Genomic DNA, 19,480 nt, shown 5'->3' with positions numbered 1-19,480 from the left:
CAAGAAAAGACAGACCTTGACTTGTTCCTTACAACTGCACTATGCGGTCACCGAGTTCCGCTATACGGACGTTCCGCGCCCATAAGGGACGAACGCCACTTCCGACCCCTCGGCGGACCCGCACCGGAGCATCACCGGAGCCCCGGCGGACCCGCACCGGAGTGGTACCGGAGCCGGGCCGGAGCCGGACCGGACCCGCTCCGGGCCCGCTCCGGACCGCCATCGAACCCCACCGGCTCCACCTGCGCCTCCCCGCCCCCCGGGCCCCAGGAGTGCTCCTCGTGCGCCCCCCGTGCTCCGCTGCGTCCGGTCGCATGAGTGAGGTCACGCTTACCGACAGTTCCGCTCGGGCATCCACCGTCGTAGAGTCACTCGACGCCAGACCTGGTCGAGCCGACTCCCCCTCCCGCTTCGAGGACGGATATCGCCATGCCGCGACCGACTGCCGCACAGCTCGCCTACGGGTCCGCCACCGTCATCGTGTCGACGATCGCCATGCTGCTGCTCTCGCAGACGAGTACGGGCCTCGGCGTCGCGGTCATCTCCGCCGCCGCCCTCGCCCTCGGGCTCCTCGTCGCGCTCACCGTGCCGCTCCCGCGCCGGCGCGGACGGCACGCGGCGACCCGCAGCACCACCGCCGTGCACCCGGTGGGTCCCGGCACCGTTCCGCGGGACGTGCCGGCGGACGCCCCGGCGCCCGAGCCGGCCCCGGTCGAGCATCCCGTGCACCACTGAGCGGACGCCGCCTACCGGTCGTGCGACCGGATCGCCTCCGGCCCGGCTGCGCGCACGACGCGGAGCGGGCGGCCTCCCCCGTGGGGAGACCGCCCGCGCGCTCGGACCGGGTACCGCTAGGGGGCTTGGACCACCACGGTCTTGGCCACCTTGTCGTGCAGACCCTGCTTGTAGGGCTTGTCGACGAGCATCGAGATGACGAGGGCGATCGGCCACAGGCAGAAGCAGCAGATCAGCGTCGGCAGCCAGAGCACGGCCGAGCGGGAGAGCGCGGCACCGGACTGCGGGACGCTGCCGTCGTTCAGCATCGCGACGCGCAGGCCCATCCACTTCTTGCCGAGGGTCTGGCCGTTCTTCTTGACGAACCACCAGTCGTAGCCGACGTAGGCGACGATCGAGATCAGCGTCATGAGCAGACCGCTGCCGCTGTAGGACTTGGTGATGACCTCGGTGACGTCCTCGCCCTTGTTCGTCTCGACCGTGTAGCGGTTGCGGTCACCGGCGAGGAGCTGGATGACGAACAGCGGGACCGCGATGATCAGCAGGTCGATGACGCGGGCGACGAGCCGCTTGCCGAAGTCGGCGAGCGGCGGCATCCCGGCGAGCGGGTCGGGCATGCCGTAGCCGCCACCACCGCCGTACGGGTCGCCACCGCCCGCGCCGCCGTACGGGGGCGGCGGGGGCGGGTAACCGCCTCCTCCGGGCGGGGGCGGCGGCGGGAAGCCCCCGCCGGCGCCCGCGGGCGGTGAGCCGTACGGCGAACCACCCGACGGCGGAGGCGTCGGTTCCTGGGGCTTCTTGAGGAACGGGTCGTCCTCGGGCGGCTGGCCCGGCGGCGGCTGGTCGGTGCTCATGGCCCGAGTCGAACCCGGCCCGGAGCGGCCCGCAACGGGAACGCGTCCATTCGGGGGACGGGGCGGCGGGAGTGGCCCTAGCGGGCCACGTACGTCCCTGCGGCGCGGTCGTGGAGGGTCCGGCGGCGCCGGCGGTCCGCGAGGGCCCACAGGGCCCCCGGGAGGCCCAGGAGGGCGTACAGGAGCCAGCGGCGCAGCGCAGCGCCGAAGCGGGGCGGGCGCAGCGTGGCGGTGGCCAGGACCCGTACGCCGAGCAGCTTCTTGCCCGGGGTGCGGCCCCAACGGGCGGTGGGCAGGGCTTCGTAGAAGACGCCGAAGAGGAGGACGGCGCCCACGACGAGGCCCAGCGAGCCCGCGACGGTCCCGTCGAGCAGCCACACGGTGGTGGTCCGGCCGAGGGCCCTGGCGGCGTCCACCTTGGCCTGGATGTGCGCGGTCGCCGCGGGCACGAGGGGCAGCGCCGCCCCGGTCGCGACGGCGGCGTACACGAGGGAGTCCAGCAGCCGGGCCGTCGCGCGGCGCACGAGCCCGGCGGGGCGCACGGCCCGCTCCGCCATCCGCTCGAACACCGCGCGTCCGGTCCTCGCGGGACCCGGAGCCGGGGGCACGGCGCCCTCGGCCCGCTCTTCACGCTCCGCCGGCTCCACGGGCGTCACGCGCCGGGCGGGCTCCGCCGCGGCGGCCGGCGCCGGGGCCGGGCGCTGCGCGGACCGCACGCGCTCCACCGGCTCCGGGTCCGAGCCCGGCGACCCCGGGGCGGCGGGCCACACGGGGGCGGGAGCAGGAGCCGGAGCCGCTACGGGGACAGGGGCGGGAGCCGGAACCGGCGAGGGTGCCGACAGGATCCCGAGGCCGCCCGGGGCGGCGGAGGCGGCCGCCTGCGCGGGCAGGGGCGCGGACACGCGAGCCGGGGCCGGGGCGGGGGCGGGTTCCGGGCGGGGCGCGGGGGCCGGTACCGGCGGGCGGGCCAGGGAGATCCCGCCGGGTCGGGCGGCTTCGGCCTCCTCGTGCCCCCAGGACACCCGGCGGTCTCGAGGCCCGCCGAACCCGGCCTGGTGGAGCGGGTCGACCTGCCACCCCGCGGGCTCGGAGTCCGCACCGGACTCGCCCCGGGGCCCGGGCTCCGCCCGGGAGGCGGGCTCGGACCCGGACCCGGCCCGGGGAGCGGGCTCCGGCCAGGCGTCGGGCTCCCGCCGGGGAGCGGGCTCCCGCCACGACTCGGTCTCCGCGCGGGACGCGGCCGGCTCCGGCCAGGGGTCGGGGGCCGGGCGGGGGGCCGGGCGGGGGGCCGGTTCCGGCGCGGGCTTCGGCCATCGCTCCGGCTCGCGCAGTGCCTCGCTCACGCCCGTCTGGTCGAGGAACACGGGACCCGTCTCGTCGGCAGGGGCCGCGGGGCGGCTCGTACCGGGAACCCAGTTCAGGCCGTTCCAGAACCTGACGTACCCGGGGATGGACGGATCGGGGTAGTAGCCCTCGCGGGCCGCGTGCTCGCCGTCACCAGGGGAGGCCGTCAATGTCCCCAACTCCGATCGTGGCTTGAGGCTTCTTGCAAGGGTGGACCATAGCCAAGAACCGCACCCCGACAGGTCCGGTAACGGGAGAATCCAAGCGTTCGGGCGAACGTGGTCCCGTACGGAAGATTTCGGTCAGCCGATTGATTTCGGCCAATCCTCGATGTGCCTCGCGAAGTCGCGTCATACCCGGGCACTTCGGCGCTCTCCCCGGGTGTGGGCCGGTCCTCCGGCCCCGCGCAGCACCCGTACACGTACCCCCGTACCGAAGTGAGGCCGCCATGCACCACCCCGTCGTCGAGCGCGAGCTGGAACTCAAGCTGGTCCTGTCCCCGGAGCGCAGCGTCCCCGTCCCCGCCCGGCTGCTGTACCTGACGGACGACCCGTACGCCGTGCACATCACCTTCCACACCGGCTCCAGCACCCCGGTCAACTGGACCTTCGCCCGCGAGCTGCTGGTCGAGGGGGTGTTCCGTCCGTGCGGCCACGGCGACGTGCGGATCTGGCCCACGAAGGTCGGCCAGCAGTCCGTCCTGTGCATGGCGCTCAGCTCCCCCGACGGCGACGCCCTGCTGGAGGCCCCCGCCGTGTCGGTGTCGGCCTGGCTGGAGCGGACCCTGCGGATCGTGCCGCCCGGCACCGAGGCCGACCGGCTCGGCCTCGACGCGGCGCTGGCCGAGCTGCTCGCCCCGACGCCGGCCGACGAGCTGTGGATGCGCGACCCTTGGCCGTCGGACGAGTCGGCCGACGGGGACCTGTGACGGCCCGCACGCGGGGCCCCGTACGGGGACTGCCCCTGCCTCAGAAGAGCTTGCCCGGGTTGAGCAGTCCCTCCGGGTCGAAGGCGTGCTTGACGGCGCGCTGCATCTCCAGCCCCACCGGGCCCAGTTCGCGGGCGAGCCAGTCCTTCTTCAGGACGCCGACCCCGTGCTCCCCCGTGATGGTCCCGCCCAGTTCGAGCCCCAGGGCCATGATCTCCTCGAAGGACGCGCGGGCCCGCCGGGTCTCGTCCTCGTCGGCGGGGTCGAAGCAGACGATCGGGTGGGTGTTGCCGTCGCCGGCGTGCGCGCAGACCCCGATGAGCAGGTCGTGCGCGCGGGCGATGGCCGCGGTCCCGTCCAGCATCTCGGCGAGCCGGGTGCGCGGTACGCACACGTCGTCGATCATCGTCGCGGGCCGCAGGGCCTCCAGGGCGGGCAGGGCCATCCGGCGTGCCTGGAGGAGCAGTTCGGACTCCGCCGCGTCCTCGGCCGGTACGACGGCGCTCGCCCCGGCGGCGGTGCACAGCTCCCCCACGGCGGCCAGGTCCTCGGGGGCGTGCGGGGTGTCGAAGGCGGCGAGCAGCAGGGCCTCGGTGGTCTCCGGCAGGCCCATCTTGCCCAGGGCGTTGACGGCGCGGACCGTCGTACGGTCCATCAGTTCGAGCAGCGAGGGCGTCAGGCCGGCCTCCATGACGGCGCAGACGGCCGCGCAGGCGGCCGCGGCGGAGGGGAACTCGGCGGCGAGCGCGAGCTGGCGGGGCGGGGCCGGGCGCAGGGCGAGGACGGCCCGGACGACGACGCCGAGGCTGCCTTCGGAGCCGACGAACAGGCGGGTGAGGTCGTACCCCGCGACGCCCTTGGCGGTGCGCCGGCCGGTCTGCAGGAGCCTGCCGTCGGCGAGGACCACGTCGAGGCCGAGGACGTACTCGGCGGTGACCCCGTACTTGACGCAGCACAGACCGCCGGCGGCGGTGCCGATGTTCCCGCCGATGGTGCACTGCTCCCAGCTGGAGGGGTCCGGCGGGTAGTGCAGTCCGCGCTCGGCGACGGCGCGCGAGAGGACGGCGTTGACGACGCCCGGTTCGACGACGGCGATCCGGTCGACGGTGTCGATCTCCAGGATCCGGTCCATCTTCACGAGGGAGAGCACGACGCAGCCGTCGGAGGCGTTGGCCGCGCCCGACAGCCCCGTACGGGCGCCCTGGGGGACCACGGGGACGCGGAGGGCGTGGGCGGTGCGCAGGGCGTGCTGGACCTGTTCGACGGTCCGGGGCAGGACCACCGCGGCCGGGGTGCCCGCGGGGCAGAAGCTGGCCATGTCGGTGGCGTAGGAAGCGGTCACCTGCGGGTCCGTCAGCAGGGCCTCGGGCGGAAGGCCTTCCAGGAGCAGCGCGTGGAGCCGCGCGGCGAGCGGGGCGCCGGGCGGGAGGTCCTGCGGGGCGCGGCTCGGGGCGGAAACGTCGTGAACATCGTCGGCCATGGTGCCAGCGTGACAGCCGGGGCCATCGGTGTGAACACGCCCGCGACCTTCTTCGGACACCTCGGCGAGCTCTTCATATTGACGCACAGTGACCCCATGGACCCTATGCGTGAGGCCTCCCTCTCTCAGGAAGGGCGGCAGCAGGCTGCCCCGCCCGTGACCTTCACCGGCCGCAAGACGCTCGTGGCGGCGGCGGCCCTGGTGGTCCTGATCGCCGGGGCCCTGTTGATCCGGCCGGCCAGTACGGGCGACGACGCGCGCCCGCCGGGGCCCAGCGAGCGGGCCCGCGCGGCGGTCGGCATGGGCGCGCCGGTGGCGGCGGTCGACCTGTCGGCGCTGGTCGCCGACCGGGAGAAGTGGGTCGTGGAGCACCCCGACGACGAGGCTTCGTGGGCGGTGCTCGGATCGGCGTACCTGGAGCAGGCGCGGCGGACGGCCGATCCCGCCTGGTACCCGAAGGCGGAGGGTGCGCTCAAGCGCTCGCTGGAGCTGCGCCCCGCCGAGAAGGGCAACTTGGACGCGATGACGGGCATGGGCACGCTGGCCAACGCCCGGCGGGACTTCGGGACCGGGAAGAAGTGGGGCGAGCTCGTACGGGCGCAGGCGCCGAAGCGGTGGACGGCGTACCCGGTGCTCGTGGACGCGTACACCGGTCTCGGGGACTACAAGGCGGCGCAGGGCGCCATGGAGCACCTGGTGGACATGCGGCCGGGGCTGGCGGCCTTCATGAAGGCCTCGCAGGTGTACCGGGACCGGGGCTGGCGCGAGGACGCGGCCATGTCCATGGAGCACGCGGGGGGCGCGGCGAAGGCCCCGGCGGAGAAGGCGTACGTGCTGTTCCGGCTCGGGGAGCTGGCGTGGGAGCGCGGGGACGAAGCGGAGGCCCTGAAGCAGTACGAGGCCGCCCTGCGCACCGATCCGGCGCAGGCGCAGGCGCTGGGCGGCCGGGCGCGGGTGCTGGCGGCGCTGGGCCGGGGCGGGGAGGCCGTGCGGGACTACCGGCTGGCGCTGGGGCGGGCCGCGGTGCCGTCCCTGTCACTGGAGCTGGGCGAGCTGCTGGAGTCGCTGGGGCGGGGCGACGAGGCGAAGGCGGTGTACGACGGGATCGCGGCGCAGGCCGCCCGGAGCGGGGTGAACGAGGAACTGCTGCTGGGCCGGTTCGAGGCCGACCACGGTGACCCGACGGCGGCCGTACGGCGCCTCACGGCGGAATGGGCCCGGCACAAGAGCGTGCAGGTGGCGGACGCGCTGGGATGGGCGCTGCACAAGGCGGGCGACGACACGGCGGCGCTGGAGTACGCGAAGAAGGCCACGGAGCAGGGGCTGCGGCTCGCGGAGCTCTCGTACCACCGGGCGATGATCGAGCGCGGCCTGGGCGACGTGGCCGGGGCGCGGCGGCACCTGGAGGAGGCGCTGCGGACGAACCCGCGGTTCTCGCCGGTGCGCGCGCCGCTGGCGAAGGAGGCCCTGGCGTCGATCGGCAAGCCCCCGGCGGGCGGCCCGGAGAACATGCAGCCCACCTCCCCGTGGGTGGCCCCGGAACTTCCGAAGGCGAAGCCCGTCGCCAAGCCGAAGGCGAAGCCGAAGCCGTAGGGGCGCCTCGCACGCCGGCGGGGCTGGAAGATCCAGCCCCGCCGGCGCTTGAGGCGATTTTTTCAGCCCCGCCGGCGCTTGAGGCGCGGGGAAGCCGGGGCGGAGCCCCGGGCGGCGCCCCGGGCGGCGCCATGCCGCAGGACCCCGGTTCCCGCAACCTCCTAGAGGTTGCCCCGCTTCTCCTGCTCCCGCTCGATCGCCTCGAACAGGGCCTTGAAGTTGCCCTTGCCGAAGCCCATGGACCCGTGCCGCTCGATCATCTCGAAGAAGACCGTCGGGCGGTCCTGGACCGGCTTGGTGAAGATCTGCAGCAGGTAGCCGTCCTCGTCGCGGTCGACGAGGATCTTCAGCTCGCGCAGGGTCTCGACGGGGACCCGGGTCTCGCCCGCCCACTCGCCGAGGGTGTCGTAGTAGGAGTCCGGGGTGTTCAGGAACTCCACGCCGGCCGCCCGCATCGCCCGCACGGTGCGGACGATGTCGTTCGTCGCGAGCGCGATGTGCTGGACTCCGGCGCCGCCGTAGAACTCCAGGTACTCGTCGATCTGCGACTTCTTCTTCGCGATCGCGGGCTCGTTGATCGGGAACTTCACCTTCAGGGTGCCGTCCGCGACGACCTTCGACATCAGCGCCGAGTACTCGGTCGCGATGTCGTCGCCCACGAACTCCTTCATGTTCGTGAAGCCCATGACCTTGTTGTAGAACGCCACCCACTCGTTCATCCGGCCGAGCTCGACGTTGCCCACGCAGTGGTCGATGGCCTGGAAGGTGCGCTTGGCCGGGGGCTCGACCATCGGGGCGACGGAGACGAAGCCGGGCAGGTAGGGGCCGGTGTAGTCGCCGCGCTCGACCAGGGTGTGCCGGGTCTGGCCGTAGGTGGCGATCGCCGCCAGCCGCACCGTGCCGTGCTCGTCGGTGAGCTCGTACGGCTCGTCGAGGCCGCGCGCGCCGTGCTCGACGGCGTAGGCGTAGGCCGCCTTCACGTCGGGGACCTCGATCGCCAGGTCGACGACGCCGTCTCCGTGGTCGGCGACGTGCTCGGCGAGGAAGCGGCCGCGGTCGGTGGAGGCCTTGATGACCGAGGTGAGGACGAACCGCGCGGCGCCGTTGGTCAGGACGTAGCTGGCCGTTTCGCGCGTGCCGTTCTCCGGTCCGGAGTAGGCGACGAGCTTCATGCCGAAGGCGGTCGAGTAGTAGTGCGCGGCCTGCTTGGCGTTGCCTACGGCGAAGACGACCGCGTCCATGCCCTTGACGGGGAAGGGATCGGCCTTGGCGGCGGTGCGCGGTGCGGTGTCGAGCGGCTGGGTCTCAGTCATGACGGCAGAGTCCCGCCGTTCCACAAGCTGCGCAATAGTTTCCATTTCTGCTGTACATACTGACCAGTCTCAGCCCACCATGGCTGGGATATCTGTGCACTATGACCACCGACCGACCGCCCGGGAGGCACCCATGGGAATCGACGAACTCGACGGCCGCCTCATCGTCCTGCTCGCCCGCGAGCCCCGGATCGGGGTCCTCGAGGTCTCGCGCCGGCTCGGCGTTGCGCGCGGTACGGCCCAGGCCCGGCTGGACCGGCTTCAGTCGAACGGAGTCATCCGGGGATTCGGTCCGCAGGTGGATCCTGCGGCCCTGGGGTACCCGGTGACGGCCTTCGCCACGCTGGAGATCAAGCAGGGGCAAGGCGCGGACGTACGGGCCCACTTGGACGGTGTGCCGGAGGTGCTGGAGCTGCACACGACGACCGGGCACGGGGACATGCTGTGCCGGCTCGTGGCCCGGTCGAACGCGGACCTTCAACGGGTGATCGACCGGGTTGTCGCGCTTGATGGCATTGTGAGGGCTTCAACGGCGATTGTCATGGAAAATCCCGTACCGCTGCGGATCATCCCCCTGGTCGAACAGGCGGCGGAGGACGACTGACGGCCGGCGATGGACGCCGGGGAAGCGCCCGGCGATCGCCGGCCTCCTGGACCCGCACGGCGCGGCGAAGGAGCGGCGGGCGACGGAGGGGTTCATCGAGGAGGGGTGGGTTCCGGAGGAACGGATGCAAAGGAGTAGTTGCAAAGGATCCCTTGCATAGGTTTCTTTGCAACTCTACTGTGGGGGCATGCCCGAGAAGAACTCCGATCCGAAGCAGCCGGTGGAGTCCCACGCGCCGGCCGAGCCCAAGCTCCGCAAGCTCGACGCCCACTCCCTGCGCGGCCTGGCCCACCCGCTGCGCATCCGCCTGCTGGGCGACCTGCGCCTGCACGGACCGGCCACCGCCTCGCAGCTGGCGGAGCGGCTCGGGGAATCGAGCGGGGCCACCAGCTACCACCTGCGCCAGCTCGCCGCGTACGGGTTCGTCGAGGACGCCCCCGAGCACGGCAAGGGCCGTGAGCGCTGGTGGCGGCCCGCCCAGGACGGCACCCAGTTCGACGAGGCGCTCATGTACGACACCGACCCGGCCACACGCGGCGCCGCGGAGGTCTTCATGGCGGAGATCGTGAAGATCCACGAACAGGAGCTGTCCTCCTGGCTGGGCGAAGCCCACACCTGGCCCCTGGAGTGGCGGCGGAGTTCCGAACTCAGCGACTTCTCGCTGCAACTGACCCCCGAGCAGAGCCACGAGCTGGTCCTCAAGGTCCACGACCTGATCAACAGCTACCGCGACCTACCCCCCTCGGAGGGCACGGAGACGGTCCGTTTCCACACGCACGCCTTCCCGGTCCGCACCAAGTAGCCCGCGCACCCACGCTCCGCCCCACCCCTTTCGCAGAAGGAGTCCTGCCGTGCACGCCTTCAGCCATGCCCAGATCCACGCCGAGATCCACGCCACCCGCACCGCCGAGGCCGCCGCATGGCGCCGTGCGCGGGAGGCCGCACCGCACGCCTTCTACATTCCCCACCTGCGCGCCCCCGCCCTGCGCAACCGGCTCGGCGAGTCCCTGATCGCGCTCGGCATCCGCCTGATCCAGCCCGCACACCTGCACGCGTGCATCACCCGCAACACCCGGATCTCGCGCCCGCACGGCGGCCTCGCGTGAGCCGTCGCCCCTTCATCGCCGTCCTGCTCGCCAACACCATTTCGATAGCCGGGAGTTCGCTGACCCTCATCGGCGTCCCGTGGTTCGTGCTCCAGACCACGGGCAGCGCCGGCCGGGCCGGGATCGTCGCCTTCTGCGCCACCCTGCCCGTGGCGGTGGCCGCCCTCGTCGGGGGCCCGGTCATCGACCGGCTCGGCCGCCGCCGGGTCTCCGCCGTCTCCGACGTGATCTGCGCCCTGTCCGTGGGCGCGATCCCGCTGCTGCACTACGCCGGGCTGCTGGAGTTCTGGATGCTGTGCGCGCTGATGGGCGTCTGCGGCCTCGTGCACACCCCCGGACTGACCGCGCGCTACGTCCTGCTCCCGCATCTCGCCGAACACGCCGGCACCACCGTCGCCCGCGCCGCCAGCCTCTACGACGCCGTCTCGCGCGGAGCCCGCATGATCGGGGCCGTCCTGGCCGGCGTACTGATCGGCACGATCGGCGCCGAGTCGGTCCTGCTCCTCGACGCGGCCACCTTCGGCGCCTCCGCGCTGCTGGTTGCCGTGTTCCTGCGCGGGATACCGGCCGCCGAGCCGCAGCGCGCCGCCGGGAAGGTGTCGTTGACCGGCTACCGGACCGAACTCGCCGAGGGCTGGCGGTTCCTGACCCGGGCCCGGCTGCTGCTCGGCATCACGCTGATGGTGATGATGACCAACGGCCTGGACCAGGGCTGGTCCTCGGTCCTGCTGCCCGTGCACGGCAGCGAGGCACTCGGCGGACCCACCGCGCTCGGTCTGATGATCGCCCTCTTCGGCGGGTCCGCGCTGCTGGGAGCCCTGCTCTACGGAGCCTGGGGCGAGCGGTACTCCCGTAGGGCCGTCTTCGCCGCGGCGTTCCTGCTGTGCGGGGCCCCGCGCTTCGTGGTCGCCGCCTTCACCGACACCCCGCTGCCGCTCGCGGTGACGATGGCGCTGTCCGGGCTGGGTGCGGGCGTGCTCAACCCGATCCTGACCACCGTGACGCTGGAGAAGGTGCCCGACGCCCTGCGCAGCCGGGTCATGGGCGTGACCACGGCCGGCTGCGAGCTGACGATGCCGCTGGGCGGGCTGGCCGCGGGGCTGCTGGTCGACGGCTTCGGGGTGACGAGGGCGCTGCTGGTGTTCGGTGGGGCGTACTTCCTCGTCACGCTCTCCCCGCTGGTGTTCCCGGCCTGGCGGAGCATGGAGGCGGCGCCCCGGCTCAGCAGGACGGAACCGATTCGCCCTTCTGCAGAGCCCGCAGCGCGTTCACCGCATCCGTCAGCGAGGTGACGGGGACCAGCCGGAGCCCCTCGGGGAGTTCGGACTCGGCGTCCGAGCACTCCGCCGCCGGTACGAGGAACACGCTCGCCCCGTCGCGCCGCGCGGCCTGAGTCTTCAGGGCCACCCCGCCGACCGCGCCGACCTCGCCGGCCGCGGTGATGGTGCCCGTACCGGCGATGGTGCTGCCGCCGGTGAGATCGCCGCCGCTGCCGTTCCCGTCGAGTTTGTCGACGATGCCGAGGGAGAAGAGCAGTCCGGCGCTCGGACCGCCGACATCGGCGAGGTTCAGATCGACCTTCACGTCCTTCGGGTCCTTGTGGAGGTAGCCGAGGGCGGCCTCGGAGGCCGTCGACTGCGACTTGGTCATCTCCTCCAGGTTGTGTTCCTCGATCTCCTTGTCGCTTCCGCCCGAGGAGTACACCGATTCCCTGGGCATGACCGCCCGGGAGGTGTCGAACCAGTCGCCGACCAGCTCGGGGAGGGTGACGGAGGTGGAGGGGCCGGTGGCCTGGATGGTGGTCATCCGCAGCTGGCCGGTGGTCTCGCGGGTGGGGGCCCCGGTGATGGAGATGACCTGCTTGCCGTCGCGGGAGCCGAGCACGTCGGCCGTCAGGCCCGGCTGCGCGATCACGAAGGGCAGCGGTGCGAAGGCCGCGACGGCGAACAGCGCGAGCACGGGCACGGCGCAGACGGCGAGGGCGGCGGGACGCGGCAGACGTGTGAGGCGAGAGAGCACCGGGTCAATCTAGCGCGGGTGCCCCCGAACGGGTCGAGCCGCGCCCCCGTCGGTCGGGGGCGCGGCTCGGTGTCCTGCTCTGCCTGCTCGTCCTGCTCGGCTCGTCCTGCTCGGTGGCCTGATGCGCCGCGCGGCTCAGCGCAGGGCGTCGGCCACCTCACGGGCGGCGTCCACCACGCGCGGGCCGACCCGCTCGGGCACGGCGTCGGCCAGCATGACGACGCCCACGCTGCCCTCCAGCCCGGTGATGCCCACGAGGGGCGCAGCGGCCCCGCTGGCGCCCGCTTCGAGCTCCCCGTGGGTGAGCGTGTACCCGGGCTCGATGAGCGTGCCCTGGCGGGCGGCCAGGATGGCCCGGCCGGCTGCCCCGCGATCCAGCGGATGGCGGAAGCCGGGCCGGTAGGCGACGTGGTAGTCGGTCCAGGTCGGCTCGACGACCGCCACGGCGAGCGCTTCGGTTCCGTCCACGAGGGTCAGGTGCGCGGTGGCACCTATGTCCTCGGCGAGGGAGCGCAGCGCGGGCAACGCCGCCTCGCGCACGAGCGGGTGCACCTGGCGGCCCAGGCGCAGCACTCCGAGCCCGACGCGGGCGCGGCCGCCGAGGTCGCGGCGGACCAGGGCGTGCTGTTCGAGGGTGGCCAGGAGGCGGTAGACCACGGTGCGGTTCACACCGAGGCGGTTGGAGAGCTCGGTGACGGTCAGACCGTGGTCGGTGTCGGCGAGCAGTTTGAGAACTCGGAGTCCTCGGTCGAGAGTCTGGGAGGTTTCCGCGGTCACGACGCCTCTCCCTCTTTCGGTGGGCGGCGGTGACTCTCTGGGGATAGCGCCGCCGGTCCCTCGGCGACGCACGGAGAGGCCGCCGGTAGCGGCCATGGCACCGGCTGCGCTCCCGCGGCGGCGCTGCCACGGGGCGTTCGATGCGGGGACAGTAGCGAGCAGGTTCGCTCAGCGGAAGGGCTCGTCCAGAATCCGGGCGCCTACTGCCGTTTTATGCCGGTTGAAAACGCGCAATCGCCGTCGATTCGTGACCTTCGGCTCCTGACGGCGACTCACGGCCCGACCCGGTCGCGAGCGGCCCCGCAGGGCCTGCGACCACGGGTGCGGCGACAGCGGCACGACGTCCCCGGCGGGCCGGAACCGTACGAATCTCCCCGCACGGCCCGCGCCGCGTTCCGTAGGAAATCACCGCATCCGGGTGGCCCACTCCTGGACCTTCTTGATCCGCTCGCGGAGCTGTCCCGCCGTGGCTTCCGCGCTCGGCGGTCCGCCGCACACGCGGCGCAGTTCGGTGTGGAGCACCCCGTGCGGTTTGCCGCTCTGGTGGACGTACGCGCCCACCATCGTGTTGAGCGACTTCCTCAGTTCGAGCAGTTCCTTGTGCGAGACCACGGGCCGCCGGTCGGCCGGCAGCTCCAGCAGGTCCGCCTCCGAGTCCGGCTTGCGCCTGCTGTGCGCGATCTGCCGCGACTGGCGCTTCTGGAGCAGCATCTGGACCTGGTCGGGCTCCAGCAGCCCCGGGATGCCGAGGTAGTCCTGCTCCTCTTCGCTCCCCGGGTGTGCCTGCATGCCGAACTCGGCGCCGTCGTAGAGCACCCGGTCGAAGACGGCGTCGGACTCCAGTGCCTCGAAGGACATCTGCTCCTCGTCGCCGGTGTCCTCGTCCTCCTGCTTGTTCGCCTCCTCCATCTCCTTCTCGGAGTCGGCGTACGGGTCTTCCTCGCCCTGCTTCTTCGGCTTGTCGAGGACGTGGTCGCGCTCGACTTCCATCTCGTTGGCGAAGCCGAGCAGGTAGGGAATGGTCGGCAGGAACACCGAGGCCGTCTCGCCGCGCCGGCGCGAACGCACGAAGCGGCCGACGGCCTGCGCGAAGAACAGCGGGGTCGAGATGGTGGTGGCGTACACGCCGACCGCGAGGCGCGGGACGTCGACGCCCTCGGACACCATGCGGACGGCCACCATCCACCGGTCGTTGCTCGCGGCGAACTCGTCGATGCGCTTCGAGGCCCCGGTGTCGTCGGACAGGACGACGGTGGCCTTGCTCCCCGTGATCTCCCGGATCAGCTTGGCGTACGCGCGCGCGGAGTCCTGGTCGGCGGCGATGACCAGCCCGCCCGCGTCCGGGATGCCCTTCCTGACCTCGGTCAGCCGCTGGTCGGCGGCGCGCAGCACGTTCGGCATCCAGTCGCCGCGTGCGTCGAGCGCCGTACGCCAGGCCTGCGAGATGGCGTCCTTGGTCATCGGCTCGCCGAGGCGCGCCGCGATCTCGTCGCCCGCCTTGGTGCGCCAGCGCATGTTGCCGCTGTAGGAAAGGAAGATGACCGGCCGGACGACGCCGTCGCCGAGCGCGTTGCCGTAGCCGTACGTGTAGTCGGCGGAGGACCGCCGAATTCCGTCGTTCCCCTCCTCATAGGCGACGAAGGGAATGGGATTGGTGTCGGACCGGAAAGGCGTGCCGGTGAGGGCGAGCCGCCGGGTCGCCGGGTCGAAGGCCTCCAGACAGGCCTCGCCCCAGGACTTCGAGTCACCGGCGTGGTGGATCTCGTCGAGAATGACGAGCGTCTTGCGCTGCTCGCACCGGTTGCGGTGCAGCATCGGGCGCACGCCCACACCCGCGTACGTGACGGCGACCCCGTGGTAGTCCTTGCTGAGCGGTCCGGCGGAATAGTCCGGGTCCAGCCGGATCCCTATCCGGGCGGCAGCTTCCGCCCACTGCTTCTTCAGGTGCTCGGTCGGCGCGACGACGGTCACCTGCTGCACCACGTGGTGGTGGAGCAGCCAGGACGCGAGCGTCAGGGCGAAGGTGGTCTTTCCGGCGCCGGGGGTCGCGACGGCGAGGAAGTCGCGCGGCTGGGTCTCCAGGTACCGGTCCAGCGCACCCTGCTGCCAAGCTCGCAGGGCGCTGGCGGTACCCCACGGCGCGCGGCCGGGGAAGGCGGGTGAGAGGTGGTGGGAGGCGGTAGTAGTCACGGTCTCCGGTTCGGGCTCTCGGCGGCGTATCCGTTCCGGGCGTGCAATCCGGGCATCGGTACGGCCAGCGGTACGGGCAGTCGTACGTAGGACAACCGGGCCACCTTACCGGCCCGGGCCCGCCCCTCGCGGAGGGACAGGCCCGTGACCTCGGCGCGTGCGGCGAGCGTCACATTCGCCGGGTCAGCGCGCGCAGCCGCTCCGCGATCGGTCCGATGCGCTCCTCGTGCCCCGCCGTCACGTCGATGACCAGGTCGTACGCCACGTCCTGATCGGCATCACCGAGATCCACCACGCCCAGGGCGTGGAAGGTGGCTGCGGCGAGCCGGGCGGTGCGCTCGTTCCCGTCGACGAGGGGGTGGTTCGTCGCGATCCCGTGCAGCAGGGCGGCCGCCTGCTCGTACGTGTCCTCGTACGCCGACGTCCCGACGCCCTCAGCCCCGCCGGGGCTCCCCGTCCAGCCGGGTGGCGACCCACGCCCCCACCAGCGCCACGCAGGCCATCGGCAGGAACACCACGACGAACGCACCGGGGTGCGAAGCCCCGGCCCCCTCCGCCACGGAGTGCACCGCACCCACCGCTCCCCCGCCCAGCGCGGCAAACGCCGCGCCACCCGCAGCAAGCAGCACCACGTTCGCCAGCGCATCCGAGATCTGCAGCGACGCGGAGTTCGCCCCCGCCTCCTCCGGCGCCGAAAGCTTCAGCAGCAGCACGCTCGTGGAGCCGATGACGAGCCCCATCCCCAGGCACCCCACCGCCCACACCAGCGCCAGGATCCACACCGGCACCCACTCCACCAGCACCGCCGGCACCCCGGCGATCGCCGCCGCGACCATGATCATGCCCAGCACCATGAGCCGTTCCCGGTACGGCGCCACGCGCCCCTGCGACTGCACCCACGAGCCGGCCGCCCACGTCACCCCGCCCAGCGCGAGCGAGAACCCGGCCAGCGTCGGGCTCAGCCCCCGCTGGGTGACCAGCATCAGCGGTACGAAGCTCTCCGCCGCGATGAACGACCCCGCCGCCACGCCCCGCAGCAGCACCACCGACGGCAGCCCGCGCCGCGCCCGGTAGGTCCCGCGCGGCAGCAGCCCCATCACGGCGGGCACCAGCAGCGCCGCCCCCGCGAGCCCCGGCAGCAGCGACAGCCACCTCAGATCCTGCGCGGCGTACTGCAGCAGCCCCGCACCGGCCGAGATGCCCAGCGCCAGCCGGATCCGCCGCCGGTCGAACGCCACGGGCTGCGCCTCGGGGTCCACCGGCCCGGACGCGGTCCGCCGTATCGCGGGCAGCGCCACGGCCAGCGGTACGAAGACCAGCGCGGGTATCCCGAGGAAGACCCAGCGCCACCCGAGGTGCTCGGTCACGGTCCCCGCGGCCAGCGGCCCGACGATCGAGGGCACGACCCAGCTCGCCGCGAAGGCCGCCATGATCGCGGGCCGCAGCCGCTCCTCGTAGGCCCGGCTCACCACCACGTAGAGCGCGACGATGACCAGCCCGCCTCCGAACCCCTGCACGGCCCGCCCGAGCACGAACATCCACATCGCCCCGGCGGTCCCGGAACACACCAGCCCCGCGGCGAAGGACCCGATCCCCACGGTCAACGGCCGCAGCGGCCCCTGCCGGTCGGCCCACTGCCCGGAGAGCACCATCCCGAAGAGGCTGGTCGTGAAGTAGGCGGAGAAGGCGAACGCGTAGAGCGCGATTCCGTCCAGCTCCCGGGCTGCCACGGGCATGACGGTCCCGACGGCGGTGGCCTCGAAGGCGATGAGGAAGATGACGGAGATGATGCCGATGCTGAGCGTCCGGTACGCGGGCCCGAGGATCCCGCCCTTCGGGTGGTCGGGCATCGATGCGGCTGGGGCAGCAGCTCGCTGCGGGAGGACGCTCATCGCCCCAGAGTAAGGCCCGTATTGCTCTTTCGACCCTGTCATTCCGACGGATCCCACCCCCTCCTCCAGCCCTAGGCCAAAGGTCCTACCCGCCCCCTCTGTGAACGCGGCATGGCAGTCGCATTGCACCGCCCCCAGACCCCTTCCCCACCCTCCCGCCCCCTCGTACGGTCATACCCATCACCACCACCCAGCCGTGTGCCCGAGTGGTTGAGGGACTCGCCTGCAAAGCGAGTTACGCCGGTTCGATTCCGGTCACGGCTTCCAGCTGCCTGAACAGGCAAAACGAAGGGGCGGCACCCTCTGAGGGTGCCGCCCCTTCGGCCGTCCGTCTCAGTTCCCGTCTCAATCGGTGCTCTCCGCCGAGGGCGGCGCCATCGCCCGGACGGCACGACCGGCCGCTCTCTCGGCCCGACCAAGACCGAGCAGGCCGGAGACCCCGAGACACGCGAGTGCCCGGGGCTCCAGCATTCCTCGTTAGTTCTCCAGGGAAGTAGTGCTGTCGTCCCGCCCGGTGACGCGCCTGCGCCCCTCTGCGGCACTGTCGCCCGACGCGACCGAGGAGCGGCGCAGGACGAAGGCGACGATGCCCCCTGCGGCGGTGCCGATGGTGGCCACAGCGGTTGCCGCATCCGGCGCGATGGCGCCGGCGAGGACACCACCGCCGAGCATGAGCCCGGCCCCAGTAACGACAGATGCAATCAAAATCGGTCGCTTGTCGCCATTTACAGCACTCTGCGTGAGCGGCGTCACTGTGCGCCCCTGACGCCGGGCACTACGGTGAAACATGGGTATCGACCCTTTCCAGGCTCGACTGCAAATACCCGGCGGCCCCCTGTTGGTAGCAGGGGGCCGCAGCCATGCCGGGAGGCAGGCTGCGACCAAAGGCCTGTGGGAGCACCCCTGTTGAGGCGCTAGACCAACCGCTATCAGGGCATCCGGGGTCCCTTCAAGGAAAGTGATCTGCGCCACAGTTGTTCGCGAACTGGGCTAACCAGGCGCGCCAGGAGCTCTATTGACGCCGTAACGGGCGTATCGGACACGCTGACACAAGGCCGTGATCAAGGGGTTTCCGAAATAAGTCCGAATTGATCCGCGGCCTACCATCGCTTCACACAGATGGCCAAGGCCCCCTTTTCGGAGCCGCCGATTTAAGAGTGATACGCCTCGCACACCGCCATCTCTCTGGCAAGTCAAAGGGTGCTAGCTCCACCCGCCATCGCGGTCCCGTCACTGCGCATCTGGCCGGTGGCACTCGACTCCACCGAGCAGCTCAGTAGCCGCGAATGGCGGCATTGGCCGCGCCGTCATTCAGTTGGCCCGTCTCCGTCTCCGGCTTCCAGATCAGACCATCGACCTGGCGCGCCACGTCAGTCCGCACCGCGTCGACCATGTGCTGATACCGACGCGGCCATGGCCGTGGTCGACCATCCCATGAGGCCCATGACCGCCCGCTCCGGCACCCCGAGGATGAGCAGCACCGTGGCGGCCGTGTGGCGCGCGTCGTGCAGCCGCCCGTCCCGAACCTTCGCTTCCACGAGCAGAGCCTTCCACTCGGCCCAGTCCCGTCGGTGCGAGGGACTGCGCCCGTGCTCGTCGGGGAAGACCCAGCCGCCTTCCATCCACCACTTCCCCGCGACGTCCCGCTCGGTGCCCTGCGCTTTGCGGTGGTCCCGGAGAAGTTCGACGAGCTGCTCCGGGAGTCCCACCGCGCGGCGGCCGGCGCGCGATTTGGTGGTGGACGTCTCCGGGTTGGTGCGCTGCTTCTCCGGGCAGTACCCGGCCTTGCGTCCGCAAGGGTCGGTGCACCCGTGCTTGTACTGCGGCCGATGGCGACTGCGGCGGACTACGAGGAACCCGCCCTCCAGGTCCACGTCCTCCCACTTCAGCGCGAGTACCTCCCCCTGCCGCAGCCCGAGGGCGAGCGCGACGGCCCAGCGCGCCGAATTCCGTTGCCGACCAGAGGCCTCCAGGAGCCGCTGTACCTCTTTAACCGTGTAGGGCTCCGCCTCGTAGTCGCCCGTCTTCGGAGCCTTGGCCAACTGGACGGGGTTCTTGCCGAGGTGGCCGCGGCGTACTGCCTCGTTGAGTGCGGTGCGGAAGGTGCGGTGCACCTGATGTGCGGTCGCGGGCTTGCTGCCGTTGGCCTGCATCTTCGCGTAGAAGACCTCGATGTGCTCGGGCGTGAGCCGGTCGAGCCGGTGAGCGCCCAGTCCGGGAATGAGGTGCTTCCGCACGGCGACTCCGTACCCGACCATCGTGTTGTCGTTGACCCCGAGCGGGGCGACGTTCTCGATCCAGTGCGTCAGCCAGGCCTTGACCGTCATGGCCTTGCCCGGCTTCCGCACAGTCTTGGCCTCCCGCTCCTTCTCCAGCTTCCGTACAGCGATCGTGACTTCGGCACGGGTCTTGCGCTCGACGTGGCGCCGGTCAGGTGCTGGCCTGTGTCCACAGCGTCCTTGGCATAGCCGACGTCGTGCGCGATGGCAGCCGCAGCAAGCAACTCGGCATCGACACCCAGTGCCGGCACCAGGGTCAAGGCTTGGGAGTAGACCCGCTGCGAGTGAGCCCACCGGTCCGGAAGGTTCTCCGCGAGCAGTGCTTCGGCAAGGTCGTACGCCCACTTAGCCAGCTTCACGTGCATG

At 72.0% G+C, this 19,480-nt stretch carries 18 protein-coding genes, 1 tRNA gene and 2 pseudogenes; 8 read left to right on the top strand and 13 right to left on the bottom strand.

Annotated elements, in window-relative coordinates:
- Nucleotides 1–429 precede the first annotated feature (429 nt).
- Nucleotides 430–735 (top strand): hypothetical protein, encoded by a 306-nt coding sequence (locus ABZY57_RS07380; RefSeq protein ID WP_356509042.1) that lies wholly within the window; start codon nucleotides 430–432, stop codon nucleotides 733–735.
- Between the two features lie 116 nt (nucleotides 736–851).
- Here ABZY57_RS07380 and ABZY57_RS07375 read toward each other — a convergent pair whose 3' ends face one another.
- Both ABZY57_RS07375 and ABZY57_RS07370 read right to left on the bottom strand, forming a co-directional pair.
- On the bottom strand, nucleotides 852–1,589 hold the full coding sequence (locus tag ABZY57_RS07375; RefSeq protein WP_356509040.1) for an RDD family protein: 738 nt from the start codon (nucleotides 1,587–1,589) through the stop codon (nucleotides 852–854).
- Nucleotides 1,590–1,666: 77 nt separating this feature from the next.
- Nucleotides 1,667–3,103, bottom strand: a complete 1,437-nt coding sequence (locus ABZY57_RS07370; protein ID WP_356509038.1) for an RDD family protein — start codon at nucleotides 3,101–3,103, stop codon at nucleotides 1,667–1,669.
- Between the two features lie 278 nt (nucleotides 3,104–3,381).
- Here ABZY57_RS07370 and ABZY57_RS07365 point away from each other — a divergent pair, with 278 nt between their 5' ends.
- A complete protein-coding gene (locus ABZY57_RS07365) occupies nucleotides 3,382–3,861 on the top strand; it encodes an SsgA family sporulation/cell division regulator (RefSeq protein ID WP_356509036.1) in 480 nt (159 codons plus the stop codon).
- A gap of 40 nt (nucleotides 3,862–3,901) precedes the next feature.
- On the opposite strand, the gene ABZY57_RS07360 is transcribed toward ABZY57_RS07365, so the two are convergent.
- A complete protein-coding gene (locus ABZY57_RS07360; protein ID WP_356509034.1) occupies nucleotides 3,902–5,341 on the bottom strand; it encodes an FAD-linked oxidase C-terminal domain-containing protein in 1,440 nt (479 codons plus the stop codon).
- 96 nt (nucleotides 5,342–5,437) lie between these two features.
- On the opposite strand from ABZY57_RS07360, the gene ABZY57_RS07355 reads away from it, so the two are divergent.
- Entirely contained in the window at nucleotides 5,438–6,934 is a 1,497-nt protein-coding gene (locus ABZY57_RS07355; protein WP_356509031.1) for a tetratricopeptide repeat protein, read from the top strand.
- A 161-nt stretch (nucleotides 6,935–7,095) separates the two neighbouring features.
- Here the strand turns inward: ABZY57_RS07355 and hppD are convergent, their stop codons facing one another.
- Nucleotides 7,096–8,247: a 4-hydroxyphenylpyruvate dioxygenase gene (gene hppD, locus ABZY57_RS07350; protein WP_356509029.1), complete on the bottom strand. Its 1,152-nt coding sequence runs from the start codon at nucleotides 8,245–8,247 to the stop codon at nucleotides 7,096–7,098.
- 133 nt (nucleotides 8,248–8,380) lie between these two features.
- Between hppD and ABZY57_RS07345 the strand changes: the two genes are divergently transcribed.
- From ABZY57_RS07345 to ABZY57_RS07330, 4 genes are all read left to right on the top strand, one after another.
- Complete coding sequence (locus ABZY57_RS07345) at nucleotides 8,381–8,851, top strand: Lrp/AsnC family transcriptional regulator (protein ID WP_356509027.1); 471 nt, start codon at nucleotides 8,381–8,383, stop codon at nucleotides 8,849–8,851.
- Between the two features lie 187 nt (nucleotides 8,852–9,038).
- Nucleotides 9,039–9,653 carry a helix-turn-helix domain-containing protein gene (locus ABZY57_RS07340; RefSeq protein WP_356509025.1) on the top strand — a complete coding sequence of 205 codons (615 nt, stop codon included), beginning with the start codon at nucleotides 9,039–9,041 and terminating at the stop codon, nucleotides 9,651–9,653.
- Between the two features lie 49 nt (nucleotides 9,654–9,702).
- Nucleotides 9,703–9,957, top strand: coding sequence for a hypothetical protein (locus ABZY57_RS07335; RefSeq protein ID WP_356509023.1), 255 nt, complete (start codon nucleotides 9,703–9,705; stop codon nucleotides 9,955–9,957).
- Nucleotides 9,954–11,249, top strand: a complete 1,296-nt coding sequence (locus ABZY57_RS07330; RefSeq protein ID WP_356509021.1) for an MFS transporter — start codon at nucleotides 9,954–9,956, stop codon at nucleotides 11,247–11,249. The genes ABZY57_RS07335 and ABZY57_RS07330 overlap by 4 nt, the downstream gene beginning before the upstream one ends.
- Here the strand turns inward: ABZY57_RS07330 and ABZY57_RS07325 are convergent.
- From ABZY57_RS07325 to ABZY57_RS07300, 6 genes and pseudogenes are all read right to left on the bottom strand, one after another.
- On the bottom strand, nucleotides 11,179–11,976 hold the full coding sequence (locus tag ABZY57_RS07325) for a S16 family serine protease (RefSeq protein ID WP_356509019.1): 798 nt from the start codon (nucleotides 11,974–11,976) through the stop codon (nucleotides 11,179–11,181). The two genes, ABZY57_RS07330 and ABZY57_RS07325, sit on opposite strands and share 71 nt — an antisense overlap.
- 135 nt (nucleotides 11,977–12,111) lie before the next feature.
- On the bottom strand, nucleotides 12,112–12,753 hold the full coding sequence (locus ABZY57_RS07320) for a helix-turn-helix domain-containing protein (RefSeq protein WP_054222485.1): 642 nt from the start codon (nucleotides 12,751–12,753) through the stop codon (nucleotides 12,112–12,114).
- A gap of 405 nt (nucleotides 12,754–13,158) precedes the next feature.
- Nucleotides 13,159–14,943, bottom strand: a complete 1,785-nt coding sequence (locus ABZY57_RS07315; protein WP_356509016.1) for a DEAD/DEAH box helicase — start codon at nucleotides 14,941–14,943, stop codon at nucleotides 13,159–13,161.
- A 169-nt stretch (nucleotides 14,944–15,112) separates the two neighbouring features.
- Nucleotides 15,113–15,235, bottom strand: a complete 123-nt coding sequence (locus ABZY57_RS07310; RefSeq protein WP_356509128.1) for a hypothetical protein — start codon at nucleotides 15,233–15,235, stop codon at nucleotides 15,113–15,115.
- A 27-nt stretch (nucleotides 15,236–15,262) separates the two neighbouring features.
- Nucleotides 15,263–15,472, bottom strand: a pseudogene (locus ABZY57_RS07305) (Fic family protein); the annotation flags it as partial.
- Entirely contained in the window at nucleotides 15,378–16,793 is a 1,416-nt protein-coding gene (locus tag ABZY57_RS07300) for an MFS transporter (protein WP_356509124.1), read from the bottom strand. The pseudogene ABZY57_RS07305 and the gene ABZY57_RS07300, both read right to left, overlap by 95 nt.
- Before the next feature lie 234 nt (nucleotides 16,794–17,027).
- On the opposite strand from ABZY57_RS07300, the gene ABZY57_RS07295 reads away from it, so the two are divergent.
- Nucleotides 17,028–17,102: transfer RNA gene (locus tag ABZY57_RS07295), tRNA-Cys, on the top strand.
- Nucleotides 17,103–17,312: 210 nt separating this feature from the next.
- Here the strand turns inward: ABZY57_RS07295 and ABZY57_RS07290 are convergent.
- The 3 genes and pseudogenes from ABZY57_RS07290 to ABZY57_RS07280 form a co-directional block, all read right to left on the bottom strand.
- Nucleotides 17,313–17,507 (bottom strand): hypothetical protein, encoded by a 195-nt coding sequence (locus tag ABZY57_RS07290; protein ID WP_356509013.1) that lies wholly within the window; start codon nucleotides 17,505–17,507, stop codon nucleotides 17,313–17,315.
- 601 nt (nucleotides 17,508–18,108) lie between these two features.
- Nucleotides 18,109–19,270: pseudogene (locus ABZY57_RS07285) on the bottom strand (site-specific integrase); the annotation flags it as partial.
- Complete coding sequence (locus tag ABZY57_RS07280; protein ID WP_356509011.1) at nucleotides 19,159–19,479, bottom strand: HD domain-containing protein; 321 nt, start codon at nucleotides 19,477–19,479, stop codon at nucleotides 19,159–19,161. The pseudogene ABZY57_RS07285 and the gene ABZY57_RS07280, both read right to left, overlap by 112 nt.
- Nucleotide 19,480 lies beyond the last annotated feature (1 nt).

The sequence above is a fragment of the Streptomyces sp. NPDC006450 genome, assembly GCF_040612195.1.
Lineage (GTDB): Bacteria > Actinomycetota > Actinomycetes > Streptomycetales > Streptomycetaceae > Streptomyces.
The sequence above is the reverse complement of the archived record's forward strand: the minus strand, read 5'-3'. Positions and strand labels throughout refer to the sequence as shown.

What these genes read in the sequence shown, in the direction of transcription:
- ABZY57_RS07365 (WP_356509036.1), top strand. Translation starts at nt 3,382, where the DNA reads ATGCACCACCCCGTCGTCGAGCGCGAGCTGGAACTCAAGCTGGTCCTG.
- ABZY57_RS07340 (WP_356509025.1), top strand. Translation starts at nt 9,039, where the DNA reads ATGCCCGAGAAGAACTCCGATCCGAAGCAGCCGGTGGAGTCCCACGCG.
- ABZY57_RS07355 (WP_356509031.1), top strand. Translation starts at nt 5,438, where the DNA reads ATGGACCCTATGCGTGAGGCCTCCCTCTCTCAGGAAGGGCGGCAGCAG.
- ABZY57_RS07345 (WP_356509027.1), top strand. Translation starts at nt 8,381, where the DNA reads ATGGGAATCGACGAACTCGACGGCCGCCTCATCGTCCTGCTCGCCCGC.
- ABZY57_RS07290 (WP_356509013.1), bottom strand. Translation starts at nt 17,507, where the DNA reads ATGCTCGGCGGTGGTGTCCTCGCCGGCGCCATCGCGCCGGATGCGGCA.
- ABZY57_RS07280 (WP_356509011.1), bottom strand. Translation starts at nt 19,479, where the DNA reads ATGCACGTGAAGCTGGCTAAGTGGGCGTACGACCTTGCCGAAGCACTG.
- ABZY57_RS07380 (WP_356509042.1), top strand. Translation starts at nt 430, where the DNA reads ATGCCGCGACCGACTGCCGCACAGCTCGCCTACGGGTCCGCCACCGTC.
- ABZY57_RS07360 (WP_356509034.1), bottom strand. Translation starts at nt 5,341, where the DNA reads ATGGCCGACGATGTTCACGACGTTTCCGCCCCGAGCCGCGCCCCGCAG.
- ABZY57_RS07300 (WP_356509124.1), bottom strand. Translation starts at nt 16,793, where the DNA reads ATGCCCGACCACCCGAAGGGCGGGATCCTCGGGCCCGCGTACCGGACG.
- ABZY57_RS07375 (WP_356509040.1), bottom strand. Translation starts at nt 1,589, where the DNA reads ATGAGCACCGACCAGCCGCCGCCGGGCCAGCCGCCCGAGGACGACCCG.
- hppD (WP_356509029.1), bottom strand. Translation starts at nt 8,247, where the DNA reads ATGACTGAGACCCAGCCGCTCGACACCGCACCGCGCACCGCCGCCAAG.